We start from the raw sequence: 26254 nt of genomic DNA on the forward strand, positions 1-26254 counted from the left end.
AGGAGGATCTGCGGCACGCTTCGCTGCAGGATTTCCGGGAGGAGTGAACGAGACGACTAACCGCCGGCTGGCGTTAGATCCAAATAGCGCGGATCTCGCAAATTTAGGTACCCGGGATCGAACTCTGCCAACTCGCTTAAGCCGTCCCAGTCTATAACAATTAGCCGCCCGTGTTTGTGCTCTACGAGGCGGTCAGCGCGCAGCTTCTTCAAAATCCGATTTACGTGAACAACGCTCGCCCCGATAGTCTCGCCGATCTGGGCTTGTGTTAGAGGCAAGGAATAACCATTGTCATCAACCAGCCCCATCACCTCCATGCGTGAATATAGCTCGCATGCGAGGTGGGCGAACCTTCGTAGCGCATCTTGGCCTCCCAACGCCTTAACCCACGCGCGCGCAACGGCGGCATCAACCAAACTTTCACGCCAAAATAGGTTTGCCAGGCGAGGCGATTTACGGAGAACCTCGAGAATGTCGCGGTGTGCAATCAGGGCAATTTTGCTTCTGCCGATCGACGCGAGTGTGTGATCCATGGTTCTAAGATGCAGGGCTTGGAGATCAGGTATATCGCCGGCGACGTGAATCGAGAGGGTTTGCAGATTGCCATTGCTCAAAATGCTATAACGTCGCAGAAGTCCCTCAACCACCAGACAACAGTGGCTTGGTTCATCCCCTTCTACCGCAACCTGCTGACCGGGCGTCAATTCCTTACCTGAAAGCGCCAAAGCTTCGACGCTCTCGCGTTCACCTGGGATAAGTCGGCCTAGGCTTTCGAGCTTTCGGATCAGCGGTGTTGTTAAATCCGACATCGGTGACTTTAAGCACTGTGTCCATGATCAAACAACCGACCTTGCCGCATCAGTCGCCGTGTTACGGAACTCAATTCGTCGGCCGAGCTTGTAGCGCTATGAGCACGCGCGGAATCAACTTCCTTGACCAATGGCTGGCCAACAACGTCCCTGAGACGACGAAGGCTGACGTCATCTTCGTTGACGAACTCACGCACAAAATGATCGCCGACGCCAAGGTGCTCGGAATCAAGCGGAGCGAGATCGACGAAGAGGTCGACGACAGCCTCTCCCAAATGATCCTCGACGCGATTGTGCATTACGACCCCGGCCTGCATGAATAGCCCTTGCCACCGAGACGGAGGCGAGGAATATAATCCTACCGTTGCGGCGACCCACTCAAAACGGAGATCGCCAATGGCCAGGTCCAAACCATCCAAGCACTTATCGCAGGCGGAAATCGAGCGCTTTCTGATAGCAGCGGAAGCGCTGCACAAAAGCATCGTGAGGCCGTTCATTTCGCCGCATTGCGAGCATTACCGCGCCACGCGTGTTCTGCATGAGGTGCTGTTGAAAACCGTCCGGGAGGTGACCGGAAAGGAAGTCGAGTTCATCCGCTGGTTTGGAGGCGGTTCGGCCTAGCGACTAGATCGTGGCCTGTCCATTCCCCTACGGCTGGGCCAACGGATCGGCTTTGTGGCGGTTCTTTACTTTAGGGGAGCCTATCCGGACTACATCTCGATCAGAGCGTAAGCGACGCCAAAGATGGCAGTCATCATGACGAGGAAGAATGCCCAGCCCTTCAAGGCGTGGCGAACGTCTTCGGGCTTGGCCCCTTTCTGATTGTCGTAGTCGTCCATCATCGTATCCCAAGTTTATCGAATTCGACTTGGTTACAAAATCAGGAAGCGGTGGGCAACCAACAACACGGTCTGTCAAATATCCAATCGCCAATCAGGAGGGCGGCGCGGTCGAATAGCCGTCCGAAGTAGACTCTTGCTTTTCGGGTCCCTATCTCTGGTGCATGTGCGGACGCGTTTTCGTAAAAACCACAATCCCCGACATGGTTCGTCGGTTCGAATTCGCCCATCCTGGCGAGGTCGAACGGCTGGGCAACAGCTTTCCTCTCTGGAACGGTGCGCCAAGCCTGACCTATCCGATCATCATCCGCGAAGGGCTCTCGACCAGCATGGCCGGCTTTGTTTCGGCGCGCTGGGGCCTGGTTCCCGGTTGGGCCCGGGATGGTGGAGGCCGCCCGCCACCTGTCAACGCCCGCTGTGAGACCATCGCCAGCAATGGCTTGTTCCGCAAGGCTTACAATTGGCGCCGCTGCCTGGTGCCCGTCGACGGCTATTTCGAATGGCAGAAGCTGGACGCGTCGGGGAAGAAAAAGCAGCCCTACGCCATCGCGATGAAGTCTGACGAGCCCTTCGCTATGGCGGGCATCTGGGAAGAGTATGCCGACAAGGTCACCGGGGAACTTGTCCGGACCTTCGCAATTGCCACGTGCGAACCGAATTCGCTTATGGCGACCATCCACGACCGCATGCCCGTGATCCTGGCGCCGGCCGACTACATGCGCTGGCTTGGACCAGACCCGGATCCGCGCGACCTGATGAAGCCCTTTTTGTCGGATCTAATGAAGATGTGGCCGATCGACAGCAAGGTCGGTTCGCCGCGGACCAACACGCCCGACATCATCGACGAGATCGGCCGAGGCCCGACGGACCTCTTTGACGTCTAGATAAAGCTTTCGCCGTCGCCCCGGTGTCCGAAACAGAACCAATGCGGCTCCTGGCGAGGCCGAGCAAAGCCGAACCCTCCGTGCTTCGCGCAACCCGTGTGCTCGCACATGTGTCCTAGCACTCTGGCGCGCTCGCGCGGCGCGGGCGTCATGCCGTCGGGAAGCCTGATTGGTTCGTCGCTCATCTGCGGAAAGATTCCATAAGACCGCTTGACGGGCAAGGAATTTGTTCCTTTTCTGTTCTTATGGCGCACGATCCGATCGACACTCTGGGGAAGGCGACCCGGCACAATATGCTTGTGAAGGTGGAATGCAGTTGCGGCAACGTCCGCTACTGCCGTTCGGCCGATCTGATGATGGTCTATGGCGGCGGCGTCGATCCGCTGAAGCTGAAGTTCGACTGCAACCGCTGCAAGCCCGACATAAGGATCACGCTGCTCGAGGTGCATCCCGAGCACCTTCCCAAGAAGCTGATGATCCACAAGCCGATGAAGGTTGGCGGCAAGATCATCTGGTACACGGAACGGTTCCGTGGCTAGCGAACGCCTCACAGTCCGATCCGCCTATCAGCGAGCCTGGTCGTCGATGGCAGCACCATCGTGGACACCTTTGACACCAAGGAAGACGAGGTCCGCTACATGGACGACCGCGGCGCCGGTTTGGATTGAGATACACAGCATACCGCGAAACTGAGGGTTATGGCCGAGCGCTTGCGACCCGAAGCCGCCACCTCAGAAGACAAAATGCGTGCGCCTTGGTCCGGTTTTGACTGGTTGGCTCGGCAAAGCTTCCTGACCCGTTGGAATGTCCAGTATCGTTTGGAATCTTGCGAGCTGCTCCGGGAAATCCCGCGCAAGGTGTCTGACCACCCTCGCGTTTTCCATTACCCGGTCGAGATAGAGCCTCGCCGCGATCAACTCCAGCGCCCAGGTGCCACGAAGGCTGGCGCAGAAGAGAAATTGATCGTTCAGCAAATCAAATTCAGCTTCCATGATAGCCAGTTCGTCGGCTGTCACCCCGACAAACTTCTTCCTCGGCCTAGAAGGATCGACCAAATGCGACGCCGGAGTAAGCGTTGCGAGGAGTTGCGCATAGTGGAAGCTCACTCTCTTCAGGGCGATCATGAGCTTTGCCGCTTTGAGCTGCCTTTCCGGAACCATCTTGCGCAAGGACGCGAAGACCTGTGGCGGCACATTCCAATCCTGCAAAAGCTCGGTCACCTCGGGAGAAACTCCATTGACCAAGGGCCTTGGCACGGAACTCTCCGCGAGCAGGTTCAAAGTAGGCCCTTCGGTCAGGGCCTTCGGCACAGAGGCCAGGCTTTCGGCCGATAGCAGGCGACGGAACGATTCCTGTTTGATCGGATATCGAAATACCTCGGTGATCGTCTCCAGAAGATGCCGAGAGATAATAGCTTCTGCGATCATGTCCCGCGTTCTTTGGCATTCAGCTTGATAGGTTTTGCACAGCCAGGGACCGGTGAACCACCTGGTGGGCTCGTGCATCTTTTCCAAAAGCGCAGCGTGCCTTGTGCGGTTATTCTGCAAAAGGCGGTCGGCGGCTTCCAAGCCTAAAACCGTGTGGCGCACCGTCATGTGGTATTCCCGACGAATGTTCGCTCGGCCAGCGCAACGAGCGGATCAAGCGATCGGAAAACAAACGCATCCAGCTTCATTCCATTGTTGACATGGAAATCTCCTTTGAACCCCACGATTTCATGCATCGGAGCGATCAGGTAATCGCGTATGATCAGATTGCCCGGCTGCATGCGGATCAAGACGAAGATATCCGCCATGGCCTCTCGCACGGCCCTCGAAGACCAGCGGGGATAGGCACAATGCGTAACGCGACACCTTGCGATTGCGAGCGCTACGGTCAACTCGCCATTGATGCAGATGATCTCCGTTTCAGGGGCCTGGGAAGCGCGGCCGCCTGCCTTTTCGACCGCGACGAGCAGGTCTTCCATAACGCGATGGCGGATAGCCGTGAGGCGCCTGTCAATCTCGATGAAATGAGACTTTCTGGGCGGCAGGCAACCGATCAGCTTGTATGCTCCGAGCAGACCTCCGAAATGCGCGCTATAGCGATAGGCCGAAGGGCATCCGGGCTCTGCGTTGATGATGTCCCACGACAGTTTCCCATGCTGTTTGTAGAGGTTTCGTAGGGCTGCAAGCATCTCTTCATCGCTCATGTGAAGATAAAGCGATTTCAAGATTTGCTGTGCTTTGTCGAATAATTGGCGGCTGATGATAGGCTCAAAGGCGTTGTCCGCCCTGACCCATTGGTCCGGGGGATTGTACGCAACTTTGGTTTTCAGCTTGGTGCAGCGTCTATTCCAGACGTTGTTGCCGATATATTTCTCATTGGTCAGGACACGGCGCACGCTATAGCTCTTCCAAGGCCTTCCGAAGTCGTTCAGGATCCCCCGGTCATTCAGATATTTTGCGATTTGAGGTTCGTTTTTGCGTGACCTGACGAATAGGCGAAAGATCAATCGAACAGTGGCAATCTCTTCCGGTGGCCCCGGTACGATGACCACACGGTCTGTCTGGAAGTTCTTGTGTTCATAGCGGGCGAGGATGAGTTTGGGTTGTCCGAACTGGTCCACCATCAGGCGCCTTAGTCCGAGTCCCTGGATCCCGCCCACGTGGAAGCCCATGCGGGCCATCCTCACCTGGCCCAAAAAGACCCGCTGTGACAACATCCTGCTGTACTCTGCAGCCATACTACGCTTTATGGCCTTCAGCACATCGGATCCGACGGTGCCATCGTTCGCGAATTGCTCGGCGCAAAACTCGATCCGCACACCCGCTATCTGACATCGATATTCGTAGGAAGCGCTTTCATCGATGCTTTGGAACCGGCCCCATCTGCTCACGTCGTAGACGACGACCGTCTCGTAATCGGCGAGTCCGTGTTCAATGTCGAACAGCAGCTTCTTGAGGCCGGGCCGGCCTTCTATGTGCAGCCCGCTACGGCCGGGGTCTTCATAGGTGGCGACGATGTCGTACCCCATGACCTCGGCATAACCGCGGATAGCATCTTTCTGATTCTCAAGGGAATAAGTCTGGTGCTCGGTGGACATTCGTACGTATTGAGCCGCGCGCACCCTTCGCCGCTCCTTAGGAGGTTCGCGCGCCGCAGCAACCTTACCCATCGCCTTGCACCATCGGACGAATGTCAATTCTAGCGGGCAGCGAATGGCAATTCCAGTCAAGATTAAATCGAAGCGTTCGCTCCTAGCTTTGCGCTTTGGAAACCATGGCTTTCAACTCATGGGAAACCCTGACTCACTTCGTGAGCGTGTGCGCCCCTGTTCCGCCGCAATGCGGCCGCACGGGACGATCGATAGGGATTTCAGACGTTTAAGGGAGACTTCACATGACCTTTCAGAAAGCCATAGCCGCCGTGCTGATGACCGCGGCACTTGCCGGCTGCCAGTCGCAGACCGAAGGCCAGCAGCGGGCCACCACCGGTGCCCTGGTCGGCGGCGCCGGCGGCGCTCTCGTCGGCCAGGCGATCGGTGGCAACACCAAGAGCACGGTCATCGGCGCGGCCAGCGGCGCGCTGCTCGGCGCCGTCGTCGGCTCGGCCACCACCCCGCAGCGCCGCGGCGAGGAAATGTGCCGCTACCAGGACCGCTACGGCCGCATCTACACCGCGCCCTGCGACGACCGCTACTACAACGGCAATTATTGAGGCACCGCTGGCTCCTTCTTTGCGAAGGCCCAGACCATTAGCGGGTATTCCTCGTCGTTGCTGAGGTCCCGCCAAAGACCGTAGGCGCGTACCGGGCCTCCGATGTGAGCCCGGGCGCAAGCCTTGTTGCCCCAGCCATAGACCTTGACGTTGGCTTCGGCAAAACCGCCCTCGACCATCAGCTGCTTGAGGCCGGCGGGCGTCCACCTGTTGTAGTCGTGCGGCCGGGCATGGACCCGGAACAGAAAAGGTGTCGCCACCATCGCCCATCCAAACAAGGGTTGGCGCGCCTATCGACATTGGGATCACACCGACCCCGTTCCGGCCTTTGAGACCATCGATGGCGTGGCGCGCGCCGGCCAGCGCTACACGCTGTCGCTCGATCGTCCGCTACGAGAGGCGGTGAGCCAGGGAACCCGGGTCGAATTCGCGCGGCCGCGCTGCGTCATGAAATTCCCGGCCAGTTTCTCGCTGGCATGGCAGGCCGAAGGCTGGTGGCCGTCGTCGCCAACACTGCAATTCGTCGAGGGCTTCTGAACCATGGCCTGGCAGGACCTTGTCGGCTCCTACAGCCTGCAATATGTGCCGCAATCCGTTCTCGACCGCATGGCGTCGAGCCATACGCTCGGCATCTTCTTTCGGCTCGACACGGATCCCGGCCTGCATATCTGGGCCGGCGTCAACGACATCCCGGCCGGCTTCGACAGCCTCGACGAGGACGGCACGGTCTATCTCGGCGGCGGGCGGCTGCTCAACATCCCGACGCTCGAGGTGCTGGTCAACGGGCAGAGCTCCAGTGTCGAATTCGGCATCTCCGGCATCGACCCGGACACCGCGGCGAAAGTCCTCGACACCATGCCCGATGTTCGCGGCAAGGATCTAAAGATCGGCATCACAACGCTTGACGAATACTACCAGCCCACGAGCCCGATCATCGCGCTATGGACGGGAACGGCATCGCATCCGACGGAATCGAGCCCGGCAGTGTCCGGCACTGAAAACCCGGCCAACACCATCACGCTCGCCACTGTATCGGGCAACAACACCAGGTCGCGGGCGTCGTTGGTGCTGTGGTCGGGGCCACACCAGAAGGCGATGTATCCGACAGACAAATTCTGCGACGGCACCGCGCGTCTGGCTCGCGGCGTCGCACCGGCCTGGCCGAATTACTGAGATGGATGCTCTGACGGGCGATGGAGGTCAGACGCTTTGGTCGCTGGATACCGATCGTAAAACTTCAAGATCATGCGGACCCGATTGGCCGACAATCCGATCCTTCTAGCAATCTCTGCGGCAGAATTGCCGGCTGCCTTCATCGACAGGATTTCGGCATTCCGCTGGACCTTCCTGGTCGACAATCTCGCTTCTCCTATTTGGCAACTGAAAGTATAACGCATGACGCTGGAAGAATACATCCGGCTTCCGCACCGGCAGTGGGGTTACGCCGACTGCACGCTCTTCGCGGCCGACTGGGTTGTCGCCGCGACCGGCAAGGACCCGGGTGCCGAATTGCGGGGCACCTATTTCGACGCGGATACTGCTGCTGCCATCCTGCGCGTCTCTGGCGGCGCCGAACGGCTTGTCGGCGCGAAACTCTCCGCGCTCGGCTTCCATCGTATCCAGGCGCGGTGTGACGGCGATATTGGCATTGTCCTGGCCATGACCGGCTTCGACACCGCCGGCGCCAGGGTGAAGCAAATCCCGGCCATCCGTTTCGGCCCGCTCTGGGCCGTTATGTCGGCGCGCGGCGTCATGGTCAAACATCTCGATTGGACTGGCGTGGCATGGCGCATAGCGTGAATCCGTTCGATGATGCGCTGCGCCATGCGCTGGCGAAAGCGTCGCGCAAGGGCACTTACAATCCCAGCATCGGCGCCTTTGAGACGGCTACGACGCAGGAGATCGTCGCCAGCGGATGGAGCGGCGAATATCGCTGGCCGGTTCACCGCGACCCGATCTTCACGCCGATCTTCACCGCAATTCTGGGCAGCGGCGGCTTTACGCTTTTCGGCGCGACCATCTCCTACGCGGCGATCGCCTCGGCGATCGTCACCACGGCGATCGTCGCCGGCGTGCAATATCTTCTGACGCCCAAGCCGCCGAAACCGGAGGATGGCCGCGCGCCGCTGACACAGCCTATTCCACACCGGTTCTGGGGTGTGGGTGAAGCCCGGCTGGCGGGCGCAATGATGCTGTGGGAAGCGCTCGATAACAAGATGTATTCGGTGCAGGCGATCGTCGGGCATCGCATCAATGCCTACACCGGTTATTATCTGAACGACGACAAGGTCACTCTTAGCGGCAACCGCGTCGTCAGCCCGGACGGAAAACGCTACGGCAATGACACCCGTGAATGGGTGATGATCTACAGCCGCCTAGGCCTTACGCCAGAGACGGCGATTTCAGAATTTGTCACGCCGTTGTCGGGACAGGGCATATGGACCAGCAATCACAAAGGAGACGGGCAGGCCTCGGTCGGCATGCTCTGCACGAGCCCGAATGTCGAATATTTCCAGCAGTTCTTCCCTTATGGCAATCCGGTCCTCTCCGTTGTCGCGCAGCTCGCGCTGGTCTGGGATTTCCGCAACCCGTCGCAAAGTCCTGAAGACCCGTCGACCTGGGCCTTCTCCCGCAATCCGATCCTCCATCTCGCCTGGCACGAGTGCTTCAACCCATTCGGCACCAAGCGAGACTTCCGCAAGGCATGTGGCAGGAAGAAGCCGATGTCTGCGACGAGGACGTACCGCGGGCTTCCGGCGGAACGGAAAAACGCTACGAATGCGGCGGCTTCGACACCACCGAGCGCGATCCGAAGAGCGGCACCAATGCCATCCTGGCGACATGCGACGGCTGGATGTGCGAGCGCGGCGATGGCGCCTTGCTTGTCGTCGCCGGCAAGTTCCGCGAAAAGTATGTCGCCACGCTGACCGATGCCGACATCGTCGGCCACACGGTGCAGCATGACGTCCTGCCGGAAGAAGAGGTCAATCAGTTCATCCCGAAATTCACCTATCCGGCGACCGACTATACGACGACGGATACCGACTATTTCGAGGATACCGCAGCGCAAATCGCGGCTGGACGTGTGCTGCCGCAGGACGGGAATTACATCTGGTGCCAGCAATGGCGCCAGGCGCGCCGGCTGGGCAAGCGGGAATTTGCCCGTGCGCGGGCCAAGAAGCGCGGCACGCTCGACATCAGGTTCACGGGCATCAATGCCATCTACGCGCCGTGGGTCCGGCTGAACACGCCGCGGCGGTTGCCGTCGCTCAACGGCAAACTGATCAACAACAGGCGGTCCGTCCTGTCGGTGTCGCGCGGCGGCTTCCAGATGACCTTTGTGAAGATGCCCGACGATATCGACGCTTGGGACCCGGCGCTCGATGAGGGATCGGCGCCGCCTGTACCGCCAAAGCCGGTCTCGGCCGGCATCCCGACCCCGATCATCGACACAGCCGTGGCTGTCTCGGGGGGCGGCACCGTGTACATCCGCGTCGTGTTGATCGATCCGAACCGGATCGACGTCACGCCGGTCGTTCAATACAGGATATCGAATGTCGGCGGTGGCGTTCCCGGCGCCTGGGTGCCGCAGAAGTTTCCGGGCGCCACGCCATCAGGCGGTCTTATAGTCCTCAACACAAATCCGGTGCCAGGCCAGCTCCGGCGCCAACGTCGTCGCTGGCGGCCTCGTCGCTGGCATGGTTATCGCTGGATACAAATCCGGTGCGACGTTCCGTCTGCTGACGGACCAGGTCAGCGCGGCGATTCAGGCAGCGGCGGAAGCTGCGGCGACGAGGGCCGAGCTGGTCGCCGCATCTGTCGACAAGGCGGCAACGGGAAGATTCTCCACCGAATTCGGGTTTGTCGATGATGGGGCTACGAACAACGATGCGGCTTGGGTCGCGGCAAAGGCCGCGCTCACCCATGGTGAACGCCTGGTCATGGTCAAGAAGGTCACTGGTGTTTTCTACTTCGCGACAACCAGCGACTTCACCGGCGTCCCGATCGATGCTACAGCCAACCCGACGTTCACTGGTCCGAACGTCTACAACGACAGGACGCAAGCCCAGAAAGTTGCCAACGACCCCGCCGTGACCGTAGTCGGGACAGGCGAACTACTGCTCAACAGCACAGCGCTTCTGACCACCTTCCAGCATCACGCCGAGCCGGTGGACAAGTTCGACTTCCTCACCGATGGCGACGTGGCTTATGACGAACCGACCGTGGTGGACATGAACACCGCCACGATGTTGAAATTTGCCTGGCCGAACGGCAACACCACCTCGGCGACGGCAACCGGCATCTCCAAGGCCACCAACCTCATTAACATCGACTGGTCGACGGCGGACCTTACCACTCTGATCTTTGCCGGGATCGTGCCCGAGCCGGGGTGCCAATACTCATGGGTTTGCGGCAACAATGCCGGGGATACCGGGTATGTCGTGCTGGCCTATGAGGGCGGCTATCACGCTGTCTATGCGGCTGTCGGCGGCGACATGGTCCACAAGAAGCTTACCGCCACCGCTACCTTCACGGAAACCTCTGTGTTCTCTTTCGGCGATGGCCTCGCGGCGCAGACGGAAGCCGGGTACACGCTGACCAAGGCGTCGATGACCGTCGATATGCTGACACCGACCAAGTACGCCATTGGTATGAATGGCGTGATCATCGCCAGTGGCGAACTGGCTAAGCCTGCGCTGTACATCGGTCCCGGCGTTTACCGCCCTGCGGCCGGCGCGCAAGTGTCCAACTTTCAGAACATCATCAAGACCCGCAACCCGACGCGGCTGGCTCCGCGTCCTGTCCGCGCGCTGTTCGTCGGCGATAGCAAGATGGACGACATAATGATCGGCTGGCCGCGTGACATCGCGCGCGTCATGCAGGGCTCGATGGGCACGCAATGGGAGAGCAGCAAGAATATTGCGCTGGCTGGCGCTACCCTTGCCGATCAGCTTACGGCCATCCTGGCGCAAGTCATGACCGGCTATACGGACGTGTTCATTGGTCTCGGTACCAACGACACACAGGTCGGCACGGCGTCTTCAACCTTCGCCACCAACTTCGCCCTGATGCTCGATCAGGCGCTTATCGCCGGAGCAAGGGTGACGGTCCTTCTTACCCCGGCGTTCTACGATCGCGCCAACGCGGTGACCTACGGCGGCTTGGGGCAAAACTCGGGTGGTAGCTCGGCCGTGCCGGTCTATCGTGAGGTCATCCGCCGCGTGATCGCTACATACCGGGACGCTGGCAAGGCTGTGGCGATCGTTGACGCGGGAAAGATACTTGGGCCGACAATCGCCCGATACTTGACATGGAACGCGGATCAAAACCGCGTCGACCTCAACGTTCTGGACAACATTCACGAAACCCGAAGCGCGCGCACCAAGATCGCGCACGCATGCGCAAGGGCCGCATATGGCCTGTCGTCTCCCAAGCGTACCAGCGGCGTCAAGACCATGCTCGCGCTGACCTCTGTCGGCGGCACGGTGGCGGCGGCTGCGACAGCCTACCTCGGCTCCTACGCTGCGGCGGCCGCGCTCTCGTCGGCGATCACGATCCCCTACGCTGGCGTTGCCAAGAACCTGCGGTGTCTGGCTAGCGTGGTGCCTGGCGCTGGACAGTCCTACACCTATACGCTGATGGTGAACGGCGTAGCGACGATCCTTACATGCGTAACCGGGGGGCGGTCCTTGTCGGGGCTGATACCCTGAACATGGTAGCCGTGGCGGCTGGCGCAAGCCTGTCCGTGCGGGTGGTGAACTCCGCGACAGGCGCGGTTGCAACTCATCAGTGCACCGTCGAGATCGATCCGAGTTAGGCGGCGCGCCATTGCCGCCTAACTCATTCGCTGCTATCCAGCCGCGATGCTCTATCAGAATATCCAGGGGCTCCGCGCCGTCGCGGCTTTGATGGTTGTATGCGCCCATTTTTATTATTCGCCGTGGGTGCAGCCCGTTATCAACGCCGTGGGACCTGGCGGCGTCGACGTTTTCTTTGTGATCTCTGGCTTCGTGGTTTTCTTGTCCGCCGCCAGAATCGGCAAGAAAGCCGCGGTCGTTGGACGGTGGCGCGCGTTCAGGGAGTTCGCGGTGAAGCGGGTATTCCGGATTTACCCGGTCTATTGGGTGGCGTTTGCCGTCGCCTCGATAGTGCTTTTGACAACCACGGTTTCGCTTGCCCCGGCGGATTTGGCGCAAAAGCCTTGGTGGAAACTGTTCCTGCTCATCGCCCAACCGAACAACCGAATCCTGGCAGCGTGGACGCTTCAATACGAGATGATTTTCTACAGCGTTTGCGCGCTGGCAATCTTGCTTTTCCCGCGCCGAGTTCTGATCGTGCTGGCTGCTTGGTTCGCGATTGTTTTCGCTATATGGGCCGCCGGAATTAGCTGGCATTCGTACTACGTCGTACCGGCGATCTACTTCTTTATCCCGGTCGTTTTGGAGTTCTTTTTCGGCATCGTGGTTGCGTTGATGGCTGAGCGGAAGATCGCTGGCTACGCATTTTCATCGGTGGTCGCTGGGGTGTGCGGGCTTCTTTTCGGTGCGTATGTTCTGAGCCAAAATGGTGGGTATGCCGCGTCATCCATGTGGCGCACCCTGTGCATCGGGCTGCCGAGCGCCTTCATCGCATATGGGCTTATTGCCTTAGAAATCCGGCAGAGGTGGACGTTTCCCAAGGCGTTGGTCAAACTGGGGGACGCCTCTTATTCCCTGTACTTATGGCACCAGATGCTGTTCGCAGTGATGGCTGCCGTGTGGGTGAAGTTGGGGATCGCTGGTGGCCTGCCTTTAAGGCTCGTATCAATTCCGATAGCGATTGCCTTGGGCGTGGCAAGCTACCGTCTGATCGAACGTCCCATTTACAAATCGAAATGGGTTGCTCGGCTGGCCGGCACAGTGAGAAAGCCTTCTATCGCGCCGAGTGCATCTCTGGTTGTAGATTACTCCCACCAAGATGCAGGAGCGGCCCCAATCAAGTCGGGGTAGTGGTCGGCCTCGTCCGGTTTCATTTTCCGATGCTCCCGGGCGGTGCCGGTCCAGCGGGCCATTACGGCATCCTCGATTTCCGCGCCATCATCCCGTTTGGACATAGTCGCTAGGGGTGTAGTAGTGCCGCTCGCCGTCCTTGAGGCGCGGGTGCAATCCGCTATCTTGAAAATGCTGTTCGGGGAGGCATATTTCCGGTCTTATGTAGCAAACGCACCAACTTGACCGGGCGGCCCGGCTGCGCGGGGTATAGGTTTGGGGGAGCGCAACCGGGCCATGCCGGAGAGTCCTCCCGGCGGCAGTGATCATGTTCCTCAATTAGATCGAATGCAAGCGATTGCTAATATATGCTAGCTTGACGCTTTGCATGACCTTCATTGAAGACCTGAAGCCAGCGCTTCCAGGCCGACGCCTGTGATCTTGACCGCCGCTATCGCCCGGAATGGCGTCATGAACTTCCGTGACGATGCCTTTCAACTCGCCAGCTACAGACTGGACAAGAACGTCCACAACGAACGTGCTCGTCATCGGATTTGCCTGTCGGGTGATCTGGCCTTTCAGGTCAATGACGGACGACTTGCGAAAATAGACCGGCAACGCATTGTCCGCACTTCGCGCTGGATCTGGTGATCTTGGGTCGCGGAGTACGATTTTGACGAAACGGAACTGAACCGCGCGGCCATCAACATCGATGCCGCTTTGGCTGGCGATACGCACGTTCTCGATGAGCGGCGAGCGCCGCTGCCGCCAGCCGTTCGCCGTCTTGATGTTGTTCATGAGCGGCTTATAGCGCGGCAGCCCATCCCCTAGCTGGCACAATGCGCGTAGCCGTTTCCCGGTTTGACGCGCTGCCTTCCGCTTCGTGAAGCGGATTAAGCCGGATATCTCGGAACGCTTGGCGACAAGCGTGTTGATTGCATGCTCGTATCGGGTCGAGCGGACTATGGGCGCACTTTTGGCATCCCCGCATGGAACCCAGCCTTTAGGTCGCGCGTGAAATTGGTGCGTTTGCTCATAAGACCGCATATTTCCGTTGATGCAGGAGGAGGACAGCAAGCGCATTTCCATTCTGGATCTCGACGCTGTGCGCGAGGCCTTCAAGAAATCTGTCCACCAAAATGACGTCTCGCCTGCCGATTGGGGCGATGATGCCCAAATGGTTCATTCAACAGCTTACGGTTCACAAACTTTCTGAGGTGGCGGTTAGCCAGGTCACCGAAGCGCCGGATGACAAGCCAGCAATAGGCCCGAAAAATCCCACTTGATCTAACGATTTCGGTAGCCCTATAAAAAGCGACGTTACCCTTGCTCTCTCGGGAGGCTTGCGATGGATAACGTGGTCCCGTTCCGCAAAGTGTCGGCCCGTGTCGAAGTGGCGGAAGTCTCTCGCGAATGGCTCGTTCGCGTCACCGAAAACGACCAAGAACTTACCCGATCATTTGACGTGGAAGAATATGCGCTGTCCTTTGCGGAAGGTCAGCGCATCCGGCTACGGCTGGATGAGGTCATGCGGCTTTAGGCGCTCTTCCTCTGTGTGGAAAACGGGTCACGATCGTTCTTCCCGGCAGAAGGCCAATGTTCTGTGAGGTGGCGTGGATCCCGCGTGCATTCCTTTATCAACCAAATAGGATCGCCGGGAAGACGCAGCCTTTGCTCAATCATCCACGGCCGGGCCGCCAGGTTTTATGCTCCATGCAGAGGAAAGCACGGAATTGGTCGATCCGCCTGGCGTGATGGCGCGACGCCGGCGCCATGCTGGTGCCGGTTTTTCAGGTAGCCCGCAAAGATCGACAGCTTCTTTTCATAACCTATGCGCACCATAGCTTTGCAGCTATCGCATCTGAAGCTTCCGATTGTGCGGAGCCAGGAACCAGGCCTTGCCATAGGGTGTGAGCAGGCCGGACAGTGGAACTCCATCGTCACGTCGCTCAATTCATCGCACAAAGCCATTTCCGTATTTCTCCCAACCGGTGTGCTTCCGAACTTGCAGCCGGCGGCATGGTTCCTGACGAGGGACTTCAGTCGCATGCTGATCGGACCGAAGGCCCATCCTGGCTCACGGACCCTGAAGTCGAAGCTCACGAGGAACTTAATTCAGGAAAAATGCTTCCTAGCCGATGGGCACACACGGCGTTGAAATCTTCGCCAAACCGGTCTCAACGGATCTATCCGATGATCCCTTGGTGGCGACCCATATATCAAACAGGATTTTGAAGGCGGCTGAGAATTCCCAGGCGGCCACGAAATCAGGGCCGGCAGAGGCGACTGAGGCGAACAAAGCTCCATTTATCGAAGTTGCAGGAGACAAAGACGACTTATTGCACAACGAAATTTCGAACCCTGTAGTCCGCGTGATCCTGACAGCCTACCGCAGTGACTATTTCCCCATCCTTTTACTTCTTGCGGGCTATACGCTGTTTGCCTTCGGCGCGGCTCTCATCCTGCTTCTATGGTTGATCGCGCATCGTGCCTAGAAGGCGGAAACCGCAAAATAGAGATGCCACAAACCGGAACTTCCTAGAGGGACTTTCCGCCCGCATCGTGGCCCGAGCAATTGCTAGCTAGCGCCGTATTGTCCGCCGCGATTCGTAGCATCAGTCGCTTGGCAGACCCGGAACCAGTGTTTCCTACAAGGTCTTTGGCGAAACCGCACCGCCCAGAACCCGTTCTGAAGCCTTCATTGGGTCGCAAGGCTTTCGCGGATTCAGATGCGTAGTACTCTTCGACTTGGTATGCGGGGTCTGCTTAGCTAGCGGCCTTTAAAGATTTGGCTCCTCGTTCCAGCGTGTCGCGGAGAGGTAGACCGTCCAAATTTGCTCGCCAAACAGCCGACCTCGTATTCCTCGTCGCCCCTCACGCGGATGCGATCCTGATAGCCAAAGCGTCTGTCATCGCGGTTTCTCCTAGCCGCTACGATCGACCGCAACGTGCGCCGTTCGTCCTGCATATCCCCGCCGATGACGCTAATATCGGGCCGTGGTGCGGTGGCGGAAGAACGAGCGCCTGGGCGTTCAGATCTACTGAAAGAGAAACGATGGAACGCGCCGTGCCGGAGTTCTCGCGCAAGTTCGCCAATGCGGGGCTGCAGGGAGGTTCGAGAGCTCCGTCCGGGAGGTGGGGGCAAGGCAGAGCGTAGTGCAGGCGAGATGGATGCCAAAGTCGATGAAGTGGTTTCAGTGGGCCTGCGTCGACATGGTCCTTCAGGGCTCGAGCCTCGGCGCGGCAGCGCTCAATAACAAATGATGTAAGACGCCGAAAATTTCGTCGGGAACAATTTTGAAAGTCAGCCTTTTTTGGCCCGTCAGGTCAAAGGAGGCTGCGGATGAAACGTCGTAAGGTTGATCGCGAAAGGATTGAGAGAGCCGATCGAGAAAGCAGGCTCGTACTTGATGCAGAGCGGCAAGCCAGGGAGGCAAAGACCTCCCGGCTGAGGGAGCAGCGGCTCAAAAGAGCGACTGAGACGTTACTTGCGGAACTGAACCGGCCGGAGCCTCCGTGAGCGTCTGGTCGCACTGGCCGCGCGCCGCGATTAGCGCTCGGTGTTCTTCCCGCTTTTTCCTGACTACGGAAGGCCAGCAGCCGGTGCGAAGCCGCGACTCGACGACTTTCGAGCAAAGATGAAAGGTGGCTGACGCCTTGTTGGGCGGGGAAAGGCACCGGCCAGGCGGAAACATGTCCGTCGCACTGCACCGGTCTGATCGATGATGATGCGCGTCTGAGAACCCGCCAGGCGGGCATCATCGACGAGATCAAGCGTTTGACGGCAAGGTCTGCCGCGGTCGATGTGGACGAGGCGATCCTTGAGGTTTCCGAACGCGTTCGCAGCCTTGCGCGGCGAGGCGCAGGATGGCGCGCTGTTCGCTGGGAGGCAGCACGCCTGCTGCCCTGGTCTGGAGACGCGCGCGCACTCGCCATTATCTGCCCAGCGCCTCCCAGATCGGCGCGTGGAAGGTAAGGACAGCTTTTGCCTTGCCCAGCTCCGCGCCTTGCGTCCCGAACGCCTTGCCGAATGTGAGGCCAGTCATGCGACGCTTGCTGGGCGGCTCGACGCGTTGCTGGCCGCAACCGACGTTGCCGCCGATGAAACTGAGGTCATAATCAGGCGCGAACGAGATGCGGCCTGGACCCGGCACCGCGGTGAGCTCACCGAGCAATCAGCCGATGAGTTTGCTGCCATGTTGGCGCACGATGACGGTGTGAACGCCGGCAGGCTGACCAGCGCGCGCGAGCTCGCCGAGATCCGAACGATAGCGAGCGCCATGGCTCAAACCGCGGCCGATATTGTGCGCATAGGCGAACAACTTGGTCAAACCGACGCGGCCGTGGCGACCACATTCGCGCAGATGCGCGCAACGGCAAACTGGCTTATCGAAGACGGCCCCTGCCATCGCTCGAGCGTGCGATCGAAGAGATCGACGACCGTATCGCCACGCGGGCCGATGCGCTGGCTGCCTCTGGGGAGATCGAGCTCGCCCGCAAGAAGGCTGGCCGGGCGCGGGATGAAGAAAAGGCTGCCCGGCTCGCATTGAACGGGGCATTGCAAAGCGTCGGCATCGAGGTAGACCCTGGCGAAAGCCTGGCGACCATCGCGGCGGTCCCCGAACTGTTCCTTGACCGCCAATGGCAGGTGGATGCTGAACATGCCCAGACGATCAAGACAGCGACCGCCAGGGAAGGCGATCTGGCTGCACGGCGGCGTGCGGTGGGGGTCGCGGAACGGCGCGAGGAAGAATGGCGCGCTAAAGGGCACTTGGCTCGAAAGCGGAATCTGCGCCTCCGTTGTGGGCACCGTCCTCGATCAATTGGCTAATCTGGCCAGAAGCCTTCAGGAGCGCGATGCCATGCGGCATCGTGTCGAGAAAATGGAAACCGACAGGGTCAACTTCGTGGTCGAAGTCGCCGCTGCCACCACTGCAGCTTGCGAGCCGGACGACGAGGAGGAGCCGGAGCAATTGGCGGCCCGGCTCGCCGCGCGGCTGGAACTCGCCGAACGAAACCGCGAAACGAAGGCGAACCTGGTCGGCAAGCTGAAGCGCCCACAAGAAGCGCGGGAGACCCTCAATGTTGAAATTTCAGGCGCATGAACGCCGCAAAAACGAAGTCCTGAACGCCTTTGGGGTAACGACACTTTCAGAAGTCGTCGAGCGCGACGAGGTGCTGCGCGACCGGGATCGCCTGCGTACTGCCGTGGCCGAGCTTGAGCAGCAACTATTGATGCAGCTCTCGGTGGATCGGCTGGAGCAAGCCTGTTCGGTGTTGGACGCTGTCGACCACGACAGCCTCCTGGTTGAAAAGGCCGAAATCGAGCAACGTCTTCGCGATCTGGACGAGGCGGTAAAGCAGCAGCTCGTCCGACAGACGCGGGCGTCCGACAAGCTCGACGCCATCGGCAGCGACAGCACTGTCGCCCGCATAGATGCCCAACGCCGGACGGTCCTGCTTGAAATCGAGGAGAAGGCGGTCCGTTTCATCGAGCTCAAGCTCGGGGTTATGTCGGCCGGAAACGCTTTGCGTCTCTATCGTGACCGCCATGGATCAGGCATGATGGCGAGAGCATCGGACGCGTTCGCGCTCATCACGCGCGGCCAGTATTCGGGGCTTGCAACCCAGCCCGTCAAAGGCGGCGAAGTCCTGATCGCATTGCAACGCGACGGCAAATCCAAGGTCGCCGACGCGTTGTCGAAGGGCGCCCGTTTCTAGCTCTACCTGGCACTGCGGTTGGCCGGCTACTATAAGTTCGCTCAGCTTCGACCCTCGGTGCCGTTCATTGTCGATGACATCATGGAAACGTTCGACCATGTCCGTTCGAGGAGGTCTTCAAACTGTTCGGGGAAATGGCGTCAGCTGGCCATGATTTACCTCACCCATCACCAACACCTGTGCGACATCGCCAGGGCTGTCGCGCCCGGCGTTGCCATCCACGAGCTTGCATGATTGCGTGCCACGGCGTTCGCCGCCGACGGCCCTGTCATTTGCCCATTGTCAACCTATAATGCTTGCTCTTGATGCCCAAGAGACCCTGAACCCGCCCAGCTGCTTCGCCTATGGCTCTTAGCGCATTGAAGAATGTCGCTCCCCCGGTAAAGGGCGCGAGCAACAATAGAACCAACCCCGAAAGTAGTTTGAAAAGCGCGGACATAGGCGCACGGATCCATTTCGACCCGCGTCGACGATCGGATTTGTCGGATAAGGAAACAAGGGCGTGGTCGCGCGCTCGTTTTATCTGATACCATGGGGACAACCGCGCGCGAACAATCTGCTCACAAACGACTGCCTCGGGCGCCCACCCCGTTTTGGCGCCAACTCTCCATGCATCACGTAAAAAACGCGTATCTTCTCCTCCAGTTAAATTATAGCGCTCATTGAATCGGAGGTTTTCCTTTCGAACAAAAGGCAGGCTGGCAAGCCAGTTGTTCGTTGACAGGACAATCTGTGCCTCTTGGCCGCTGGCTTTCCTAGCGGCGCATGTTTGCTCCACCTGCTGAACGCGCGATGACAGACCCTTCCAAACGACCCGATTCCAGAAGGTCAATGGGAGCGGGTCAGGAAATGCCCTGATCGGTCCCCCGACAATGTCGTATTGGCCGCGTTGTTGTTCCGCCAAGAGTTCGAGAATCCAGCCGGGCGTGACGAGCTCATCATCATCAACGAACGCTAGGCCATCGAAATCCGAATCGGTCGCAAAGTCGAGAGCGGCGTTGCGCGCATAAACAATACCCAGGCGCGGTTCGACAAGGTGGTGAATCTTGATGTGGGCATAGGTTGATGCAAAACGCTCCACTGCTTGCCGCAAGACTTCGCCATTGCCATTCTCGACAAGGATTATTGCCAACTCAAGGTCGGCCTCGATCTCGAGGCGACCAATCGAGTCGAGTAATTCCGAAACCATCCTCGGTCGATCTCGTGAGGCGATGCCGATATAAACGCGGGTCGTGGCCTTAGCGCGCGGTTCGCGGATCATCGCCTTGCCATCAACGATATCTGCGAGTCGGGACCCGGCTCATAATGAAAATGACCTCTGGTGACAGTTCCATAATTCAACAGCTTGACGGTGAAGTTTTCTGCGAGTTCCTCGACAAGCATGCCGCCCAACTGATGCGTCCAATTGGCGCCCGGACATCGGTGGTGATCCAGTCCAAGCGGGGCATAGGACGCACTTGAGAATTTTTGGTCGACGAAACGGTCAGGCTTGAAGACATCCGGGTCGACGAACCGGGTCGCGTCCCTGTGCGCTTCCCATATGCAGATTCTGACCCGACTGCGCCTGGGAACAAGGAAGCCTTCGAAAACGATCGACGTCGTGGCAGTTCGAAGGATAAACTCGCTTTGCTGCATACGAAGAGTTTCGGAAACGGCTGATTTCGCCATCACCTCGCGTCGCGCAGCGTCGGGTTCGACTGCTATCGAATTCAGGTAATTTTCCTCGCCCGCCAGTTCGAGAAGTATCCAACGCCACAGTCCGTGAAAATCATAACGAGCAAATTCGGTCATGTGTATTAAGTTGCCGACGACCGTGTCATCGAGCATCTGCGATCGTACCATATATTCGAGCAGGCTCGAAGGCGGACCTTCCGCCTCCTTCAGGTCATTCGCCAATGTAAGCACCAACTCTCTGATACGCGCGTACTTTGCGCGCTCGGTGGGGGTGATGACAATATGCATGCCATTTGGGGCGTAATCATTGAACGCGTCTGTTAGTTCACCAGCGATGCTGGACCCGTCTTTGGCGCCCAAGACGATCTGCAACATCGCTGCCGTCGACGCCTGCTTGAGAATTTGGGCTGCTGCAGCTGACTGCAGCCGGCCTTCGCCGGTGGTCAGTTGGGTCAGGCGGCCGTGAAGGATAGCCCGAAGCTCTGCGCTGCGACCTTCAAGGGAGACGGCTCGAAAAGCAGCTAGAAACATGCGCCGATAATCAACGTGGGTCTCCCCTTCCATTGCTCTTAAGAAGCCCTCAGGAAAGATTGGCGTCATATCGATAGTTGCGGCGCGCAGCTTGGCCTTGTTCTCCGTCAGAAACCTCAAGCCTAGTTCATGCCCGACAATGCAGGTCGTGAGCTTTCCACCCGACCAAGTCGTGAAGATGTTGCCATATCGACGGTGCAGTTCCAAAAGATGAAATTGGTCGCGTGGCGCCCCGGCGCTCTCTGAAATTATGCTTCCAGGAGCCAGTCGGCTGGATGTGAACATACCCTGCAGTCGGGCTTGTCCTAGCTTGCTGACGATTTTGAAGCCGTCTACTAGGTGTCTCTTCGCAGCGCCCATTAATGTCATTCCCGGGATCTCGTTGCGCGTTCCCTCAATCGGCGACCGACCTTTGGTGTCATCAAACTTCATTTGCAGCGCATTAGCTCTAACTCGTTTGAGCATAGCGGCCTTGCTCGCTTCCTACCAATCGCTACAATCCCGACTGGTTCGCCATGGACCCTTGGCGCGCAGAAGCGCGATCAGGCCTGAAATCTTTCCCCACAGATTTTGCGCCTTTTTTGCAACTTCCGGTTTTGATGGTTTGAAATGAACCTACGATATCGGCTAACGATCAAGCTGAACCCCTCTCTTTACCGATTGCTAAACGAACGGCGACAGGGTTAGTTCAGACCGATGAGCGAAAAAACCAGCGGCTGCGCCATGGCAGTGACGCGCCACCATTGTCGCTGCATCACGCTTAATCAGGCATTGCGCTTTCCTATGCGAATACTGGCACCGTCTTTTGTGAAATTGCTTTCGACGCCGACTGCCAAAGAGCGCAAACGCATACTTGCCTCCATGTCCGGCGGGCCGTTCACGTCGAAAACGACACGGCCCGACCGTTTTTTGGACCTGGACGCTGCCATCTTATTGGCCGCCCGGCGCCTGCCGATGGACAAGGAAATCACCGTTCACGATATGGCGGCGTCTGACGGTATTACGTCGCTGGACCTCTTCAACAGGTTAAGCCGTGAGCGGCCTGTTAGGTTAACGGCAAGCGACTATTACAATGAGATCAGTGCGGCCCCCAGAGGGATTTTTTGGGTCTTCTATGACAGCGACCACGTCCTCCTTCAGGTCGCGCTTGGTGCGATCGCACTGACCAACAAGCCAGCAAATGAGTTTTTGGCCTGGTTGTTGTCGCCGAGCCTTGCGAGGGCCACGTCCGTGTCACTTTTCCATCCTGAGGTCATCGCAAAGACGAAAAATGACGGCCGCTTCATGGCTATCAGGGATGATTTCTTTTCACCCTCGCCAGGGCGGTATGATGTCGTGCGCGTGATGAACGCCCTTGGTGCGAGGAACTTTCCTCGTCTTCAAGTCGAACGGGCGCTCAGGGCCGTGGCAAAGACCGTAGCCGATGGCGGTTTGCTGGTTTTGGGTCGAAGTGCTGATGAACTCGATGGCAGTCCGCAGGCCACGATCTTCCAGCGGCTCCAACATGAATTTATCGCTGTTACGGATATGGCGGGCGGCTACGAACTAAGGGATTTCGTGTTAAAGCTCAGGGCAGACATGTAATTGGACAGGCTGTGTTTCGCCTTGGCGGTTCGTGACCGTGACACGGGTCAATTCCAATTGAAACCTTGTGCATTTCGATGAATGCCAAGCTCTCAGACCGCTGGCTACTCCAGGAGGGGCAGTTTTCTGACCATGAACTCTTCAAAACCGTTTTCTGCGACCTCATTTGCAATCGAGCTGGAGGTACGCCGGGATCACGCGGATGGGGGCTTTACTTGCAAACTGGAAGCTTCTTCAAGGCCGCCTTCGCTTCCGCCTCGGTTTTATACGTGGCCTTGGTAAGGGCTATGACCAAGGTTCCGTCAGGCTTCTTCGGGACCACCTCGCAGTGCTTCGAAACGGCATCCTTGGCCAGCCAATATTGAGCCGTGTCTCCAAATGCCGAACCTGAAAACTGAATGACCAGCGCTGCCGCAGTTGCGATTTGGCGTAACATTTCTATGCTCCTTATCGCATTAGAACGTTCGGATTTGAGCTTCTGTTCCCTGGACTTATCGCGCGTTCACGCACGCCACGTGGACGCCGCTTTTCGCTCGACCAACCCTTAGCGACGCGCAGACGCCGGAAAGAGGTCGCGAGATAAACAAATTGCGGTCCTTGCTCTGTCGATCGACGAAATGGCAGCCATGTTGCGACCGAGGCAACTCGGTGGTCCCGAACCGGTCTGTCGCGCTGTCTTAACGATCCTGCTCAAACCAAGTTGTCGTGCTGCCACCGGGATGAGTTACCCTGATCCATTCGCCCATGTCAGGCTCATCGCCGAACGGGATTGTCACTGGCCCCCATACCTTGGCAGCCTCAACAACGTTTTCAGCCAGTATTACGGCACGTTTCACCGCTTTGCCGTCGCATATCAACTCAACGGTGAACCTCTGCATCATGCCTCCCGGCGCGATCCTATTCCTAACCAGTTCGAAGCGAAGACTCACGGCTGGTCCCCCGGCAAGCGATCGCGAGCCGCCCCTGCTTAGTTTCCGAGGTGGAACGTCGCCGCGCTACGCAAGTTGTAAGCGAGCACATTCACCCTGGAGGACATCCTATGCTCAAGCGTCGAGAGCAAGGGACAAAGCTGACACCCGCCGAGGCGACGGACCGAATCTGGAAACTCGCCGAGGAAATCGACGTTTGTATGTTTGTCACGTGGGACGGCCAATACAATCGTGCGCGTCCGCTCTCCGCACGCGCCTCCCGAGAAGAAAACGCGATCCATTTCCTCGTCAACGACGACAGCGAGAAGAACAAGCAGCTTGCGACCTACCCAAAAGTGACATTGGCCTGGAGTGACAGCAGCCACTACAAATACGTCACCATCTCCGGCTCCGCGGTGGTGACCAATGACAGAAAGAAAATTACCGATCTCTGGGAGAAAACCGACGCGGCTTGGTGGGACAACGCTGACGATCCCGAAATCCGACTGATAACTGTCAAACCTGACGAAGGCGAGTTGTGGGATAGCCCCGGCTTGGTCGTTGCTACGACGAAAATGGTATTCGCCGCTGTCACGGGCTCGAAGCCAGACGTTGGCGACGACGTCAAAGTCGATCTCTGATTGTTCAGCCTATCCTCGGCCATTGCCGGCACCAGAGCACCAACCCGGCGACAAAAGCACAAGCATATCGGAGGCCCTCCAGCGCCTTGACTTTGGCGTTCTCCCGTTCGGCGATTTGGTGGTCCATTCAGGAGGCGCCGCCAGCCGGGCACACTCCAACCTTGTAGCGGCGATGAAGTGCGCTGTCATTGATTGGAGGTGTTCACTCGTGAGATCACCAGCGCGTGGCAAGACCAGGTCGCGAGCTCCCTGAAAAGGACGAAGTCATGTCCCCCGGGGCCTTGAAGCGGCCAAGGAGGCCGCGGCGGCGGCAGAGCACCGGGCCAAGCGTCGAACAGGACCGACGGCGGAGGCTGCGTCAACGGAACTTCCCCTTTGGAATGTCATTAATCAGGCTGACGCGCTAAGGATTTGAATATGGTACTGGTGGAAATACTGCTCCCTTTGAGCGACAATTCCGGGACACCTTTCCCAACGACGCTCTACCGTGAAGTCCAAGAACGACTCGCCGAGAAATTTGGCGGTGCGACCGCTTACATGCGTTCGCCGGCCAATGGCTTGTGGCGCGAAGGCCGCGGCAGCAGTCACCAAGATGAGGTCGTATTGTTCGAGGTCATGGCCGAGACTCTGGAAGCCACATATTGGCAAACAGTGAAGGGGAAGCTCGCCGAGGAATTCCGCCAGAACGATATTGTCGTGAGGGCGACCAACATAACGCGCCTATAGAACCTTCGATGGTGCGCTTGTTTGATGGATGGGGAGTATTGGTAAACAAGATCAAATAGTTATCGGAGTTCGTGTGCACATTATTGCACACGAAAATTCTGCTTCTCTTGCATTTTCGCTCTTGCGATGCGGCAGCCAAGAGATCTCCCGAGGCGGATTTCTCCGCCCGCGCTTGTTGGAAGGTTGGGCGACCGCTTTGCGCCCGAGCCCGTTCGACTTCGGCAATGCCGATCTTTGGGCCGAATAGTTCGGGCCACTCTGGCTTCAGCCCCCACTTCTCGCGATATTCATTGGGGCCAGGCGGTAGTGGCGGCAAGATGATGCTTCAGGGGCAACCTGCGCCTACGTCCAGATCGCCCCCACACGTTCGCCAGCGAACTTTCCATGCCGAGGCGGCCAATATCTCTTCTCGAACGCTCTTCAAGGGTCATAGACTTGGTCAAAGAGTGAATTGCGAGGCTTCGGTCGATGTCGGCCTTTCTATTCGGGTCGATGTTGGCCATCCTAAAGGCCCTTTCAAGTCATAAAGGCACCGGGAAAATGGGTGAACTCTATGTGATGCGCACCTCCGTTGCCGTGGTTGTCGAAAGAGAGCGCGCCGGTCGAACTGTTGTAGATGATATGGTCGCTACCATCATGCGTGCCCATGCCGGCGGCGAGGGCGCCATTCGGCGGAGCGCCGGTGTGAAGCCCCAAAGCGTGGTCGAGATGAAACTTTTGTTGGGAGACGCTGAAGTCCACAGGGCGGTCGGCACTCCGGGCCGCAAGAGCAGCTGTATCGAATGCGAAGGCATCGCCGCCGGCATCGGCCAGTGAGGCGAGACCTCTGCCCCTGCCGACGCCGGCCGACTCTGTCACCCAGTGGCTGGCATTGGCGACATGATGGACGCCGTCGGTTCCGTGGATCAAATCGGCACCGTCAGAATCATGATGTCTACCATCGCTGGGATTGGCGACAACTGGAGTACTCGGTGTACTAGCGGTGCCAGGGCTCCCGTGGGTACCGGACGTATTGGTGGGAATGCTAGGAGTACTTGGAGTACTAGAGGTACTAGAGGTACTAGAGGTACTGGTCCCCGAGATGCTCGGGGGAGGGATGGTGGGGGCGCTTGCGGCGCTGCTGAGATTATGTTGCTGAAATAAGGCCTGCAGCGCCGGCGAGTCGCCAAGCGCGGTGTCGCCCTGTTGAGAGCCCCAGGCATAGGCATAGTCGAAGGCGGGCGATGGCGCTACCTTGGCCCAGTGGTCCAGCATGGTCTGCTCCTGGGCG

General features: G+C 58.6%; 30 protein-coding genes and 1 pseudogene. 19 read left to right on the forward strand and 12 right to left on the reverse strand.

Annotated features, from left to right (window positions below):
- Positions 1-56: 56 nt before the first annotated feature.
- Complete coding sequence (locus tag CK227_RS24995) at positions 57-809, reverse strand: Crp/Fnr family transcriptional regulator (protein WP_095774514.1); 753 nt, start codon at positions 807-809, stop codon at positions 57-59.
- A 98-nt stretch (positions 810-907) separates the two neighbouring features.
- Between CK227_RS24995 and CK227_RS25000 the strand changes: the two genes are divergently transcribed.
- Entirely contained in the window at positions 908-1132 is a 225-nt protein-coding gene (locus CK227_RS25000; RefSeq protein WP_095774513.1) for a DUF768 domain-containing protein, read from the forward strand.
- Between the two features lie 73 nt (positions 1133-1205).
- Entirely contained in the window at positions 1206-1430 is a 225-nt protein-coding gene (locus tag CK227_RS25005) for a hypothetical protein (RefSeq protein WP_095774512.1), read from the forward strand.
- 89 nt (positions 1431-1519) lie between these two features.
- Here CK227_RS25005 and CK227_RS37845 read toward each other — a convergent pair whose 3' ends face one another.
- Positions 1520-1648 (reverse strand): hypothetical protein, encoded by a 129-nt coding sequence (locus CK227_RS37845; protein ID WP_280951244.1) that lies wholly within the window; start codon positions 1646-1648, stop codon positions 1520-1522.
- Between the two features lie 164 nt (positions 1649-1812).
- Here CK227_RS37845 and CK227_RS25010 point away from each other — a divergent pair, with 164 nt between their 5' ends.
- A complete protein-coding gene (locus tag CK227_RS25010; RefSeq protein ID WP_095774511.1) occupies positions 1813-2532 on the forward strand; it encodes an SOS response-associated peptidase in 720 nt (239 codons plus the stop codon).
- Between the two features lie 293 nt (positions 2533-2825).
- Positions 2826-3071 carry a hypothetical protein gene (locus tag CK227_RS25020; RefSeq protein ID WP_245318220.1) on the forward strand — a complete coding sequence of 82 codons (246 nt, stop codon included), beginning with the start codon at positions 2826-2828 and terminating at the stop codon, positions 3069-3071.
- Positions 3072-3263: 192 nt separating this feature from the next.
- On the opposite strand, the gene CK227_RS25025 is transcribed toward CK227_RS25020, so the two are convergent.
- Positions 3264-4127 carry a plasmid partitioning protein RepB C-terminal domain-containing protein gene (locus CK227_RS25025; RefSeq protein ID WP_095774509.1) on the reverse strand — a complete coding sequence of 288 codons (864 nt, stop codon included), beginning with the start codon at positions 4125-4127 and terminating at the stop codon, positions 3264-3266.
- Positions 4124-5689, reverse strand: coding sequence for a recombinase family protein (locus tag CK227_RS25030; RefSeq protein ID WP_095774508.1), 1566 nt, complete (start codon positions 5687-5689; stop codon positions 4124-4126). The genes CK227_RS25025 and CK227_RS25030 overlap by 4 nt, the downstream gene beginning before the upstream one ends.
- 224 nt (positions 5690-5913) lie before the next feature.
- On the opposite strand from CK227_RS25030, the gene CK227_RS25035 reads away from it, so the two are divergent.
- Positions 5914-6231, forward strand: a complete 318-nt coding sequence (locus CK227_RS25035) for a YMGG-like glycine zipper-containing protein (protein ID WP_095774507.1) — start codon at positions 5914-5916, stop codon at positions 6229-6231.
- On the opposite strand, the pseudogene CK227_RS25040 reads toward CK227_RS25035, so the two are convergent.
- A pseudogene (locus tag CK227_RS25040) lies at positions 6225-6503 on the reverse strand (SAM-dependent methyltransferase); the annotation flags it as partial. The gene CK227_RS25035 and the pseudogene CK227_RS25040 overlap by 7 nt on opposite strands.
- Before the next feature lie 73 nt (positions 6504-6576).
- Between CK227_RS25040 and CK227_RS25045 the strand changes: the two are divergent.
- The 6 genes from CK227_RS25045 to CK227_RS25070 all read left to right on the forward strand — a co-directional run bounded on the left by CK227_RS25045 (position 6577) and on the right by CK227_RS25070 (position 13220).
- Entirely contained in the window at positions 6577-6768 is a 192-nt protein-coding gene (locus tag CK227_RS25045) for a hypothetical protein (RefSeq protein WP_179296509.1), read from the forward strand.
- 3 nt (positions 6769-6771) lie between these two features.
- Positions 6772-7404 carry a hypothetical protein gene (locus tag CK227_RS25050; RefSeq protein WP_095774506.1) on the forward strand — a complete coding sequence of 211 codons (633 nt, stop codon included), beginning with the start codon at positions 6772-6774 and terminating at the stop codon, positions 7402-7404.
- A gap of 222 nt (positions 7405-7626) precedes the next feature.
- On the forward strand, positions 7627-8031 hold the full coding sequence (locus CK227_RS25055; protein ID WP_095774505.1) for a hypothetical protein: 405 nt from the start codon (positions 7627-7629) through the stop codon (positions 8029-8031).
- Positions 8016-9158 (forward strand): hypothetical protein, encoded by a 1143-nt coding sequence (locus CK227_RS37435; protein WP_245318218.1) that lies wholly within the window; start codon positions 8016-8018, stop codon positions 9156-9158. The genes CK227_RS25055 and CK227_RS37435 overlap by 16 nt, the downstream gene beginning before the upstream one ends.
- 771 nt (positions 9159-9929) lie before the next feature.
- Positions 9930-11942, forward strand: a complete 2013-nt coding sequence (locus CK227_RS25065; protein WP_144289766.1) for an SGNH/GDSL hydrolase family protein — start codon at positions 9930-9932, stop codon at positions 11940-11942.
- Positions 11943-12095: 153 nt separating this feature from the next.
- Positions 12096-13220 (forward strand): acyltransferase, encoded by a 1125-nt coding sequence (locus CK227_RS25070; RefSeq protein ID WP_095774503.1) that lies wholly within the window; start codon positions 12096-12098, stop codon positions 13218-13220.
- Positions 13221-13538: 318 nt separating this feature from the next.
- On the opposite strand, the gene CK227_RS25075 is transcribed toward CK227_RS25070, so the two are convergent.
- Positions 13539-13997: a hypothetical protein gene (locus tag CK227_RS25075; protein WP_095774502.1), complete on the reverse strand. Its 459-nt coding sequence runs from the start codon at positions 13995-13997 to the stop codon at positions 13539-13541.
- Positions 13998-14547: 550 nt separating this feature from the next.
- Here CK227_RS25075 and CK227_RS25080 point away from each other — a divergent pair.
- Together CK227_RS25080 and CK227_RS25090 are read left to right on the forward strand one after the other, a co-directional pair.
- Complete coding sequence (locus CK227_RS25080; RefSeq protein WP_095774501.1) at positions 14548-14739, forward strand: hypothetical protein; 192 nt, start codon at positions 14548-14550, stop codon at positions 14737-14739.
- Positions 14740-15337: 598 nt separating this feature from the next.
- Positions 15338-15694 (forward strand): hypothetical protein, encoded by a 357-nt coding sequence (locus CK227_RS25090; protein ID WP_095774500.1) that lies wholly within the window; start codon positions 15338-15340, stop codon positions 15692-15694.
- Positions 15695-17374: 1680 nt separating this feature from the next.
- Here CK227_RS25090 and CK227_RS36870 read toward each other — a convergent pair.
- The gene (locus CK227_RS36870; RefSeq protein ID WP_179296508.1) at positions 17375-17530 is read right to left on the reverse strand and encodes a hypothetical protein; all 156 of its coding nucleotides are present in this window, start codon (positions 17528-17530) and stop codon (positions 17375-17377) included.
- Positions 17527-17862, reverse strand: a complete 336-nt coding sequence (locus CK227_RS25105) for a hypothetical protein (RefSeq protein WP_095774497.1) — start codon at positions 17860-17862, stop codon at positions 17527-17529. The genes CK227_RS36870 and CK227_RS25105 overlap by 4 nt, the downstream gene beginning before the upstream one ends.
- Between CK227_RS25105 and CK227_RS36335 the strand changes: the two genes are divergently transcribed.
- Together CK227_RS36335 and CK227_RS25115 are read left to right on the forward strand one after the other, a co-directional pair.
- On the forward strand, positions 17852-18304 hold the full coding sequence (locus tag CK227_RS36335; RefSeq protein WP_144289765.1) for a hypothetical protein: 453 nt from the start codon (positions 17852-17854) through the stop codon (positions 18302-18304). The genes CK227_RS25105 and CK227_RS36335 overlap by 11 nt on opposite strands.
- Positions 18282-18920: a hypothetical protein gene (locus CK227_RS25115; protein ID WP_095774495.1), complete on the forward strand. Its 639-nt coding sequence runs from the start codon at positions 18282-18284 to the stop codon at positions 18918-18920. The genes CK227_RS36335 and CK227_RS25115 overlap by 23 nt, the downstream gene beginning before the upstream one ends.
- 268 nt (positions 18921-19188) lie before the next feature.
- On the opposite strand, the gene CK227_RS25125 is transcribed toward CK227_RS25115, so the two are convergent.
- Together CK227_RS25125 and CK227_RS25130 are read right to left on the reverse strand one after the other, a co-directional pair.
- On the reverse strand, positions 19189-20181 hold the full coding sequence (locus CK227_RS25125) for a glycosyltransferase family A protein (protein ID WP_095774493.1): 993 nt from the start codon (positions 20179-20181) through the stop codon (positions 19189-19191).
- Positions 20178-21557, reverse strand: coding sequence for a cytochrome P450 (locus CK227_RS25130; RefSeq protein ID WP_179296506.1), 1380 nt, complete (start codon positions 21555-21557; stop codon positions 20178-20180). The genes CK227_RS25125 and CK227_RS25130 overlap by 4 nt, the downstream gene beginning before the upstream one ends.
- A 264-nt stretch (positions 21558-21821) precedes the next feature.
- Here CK227_RS25130 and CK227_RS25135 point away from each other — a divergent pair, with 264 nt between their 5' ends.
- Positions 21822-22709: a hypothetical protein gene (locus tag CK227_RS25135; RefSeq protein ID WP_143750531.1), complete on the forward strand. Its 888-nt coding sequence runs from the start codon at positions 21822-21824 to the stop codon at positions 22707-22709.
- A gap of 211 nt (positions 22710-22920) precedes the next feature.
- On the opposite strand, the gene CK227_RS25140 is transcribed toward CK227_RS25135, so the two are convergent.
- Both CK227_RS25140 and CK227_RS25145 read right to left on the reverse strand, forming a co-directional pair.
- Positions 22921-23145 carry a hypothetical protein gene (locus tag CK227_RS25140; protein WP_095774490.1) on the reverse strand — a complete coding sequence of 75 codons (225 nt, stop codon included), beginning with the start codon at positions 23143-23145 and terminating at the stop codon, positions 22921-22923.
- A gap of 241 nt (positions 23146-23386) precedes the next feature.
- Positions 23387-23587: a hypothetical protein gene (locus tag CK227_RS25145; RefSeq protein ID WP_095774675.1), complete on the reverse strand. Its 201-nt coding sequence runs from the start codon at positions 23585-23587 to the stop codon at positions 23387-23389.
- Between the two features lie 161 nt (positions 23588-23748).
- Between CK227_RS25145 and CK227_RS25150 the strand changes: the two genes are divergently transcribed.
- The 3 genes from CK227_RS25150 to CK227_RS36875 all read left to right on the forward strand — a co-directional run bounded on the left by CK227_RS25150 (position 23749) and on the right by CK227_RS36875 (position 25800).
- A complete protein-coding gene (locus CK227_RS25150; protein ID WP_095774489.1) occupies positions 23749-24258 on the forward strand; it encodes a pyridoxamine 5'-phosphate oxidase family protein in 510 nt (169 codons plus the stop codon).
- A 417-nt stretch (positions 24259-24675) separates the two neighbouring features.
- Positions 24676-24984: a hypothetical protein gene (locus CK227_RS25155; protein WP_095774488.1), complete on the forward strand. Its 309-nt coding sequence runs from the start codon at positions 24676-24678 to the stop codon at positions 24982-24984.
- Between the two features lie 540 nt (positions 24985-25524).
- A complete protein-coding gene (locus tag CK227_RS36875) occupies positions 25525-25800 on the forward strand; it encodes a hypothetical protein (protein ID WP_179296505.1) in 276 nt (91 codons plus the stop codon).
- Positions 25801-26254 lie beyond the last annotated feature (454 nt).

Source organism: Mesorhizobium sp. WSM4308 (genome assembly GCF_002294905.1).
GTDB lineage: Bacteria > Pseudomonadota > Alphaproteobacteria > Rhizobiales > Rhizobiaceae > Mesorhizobium.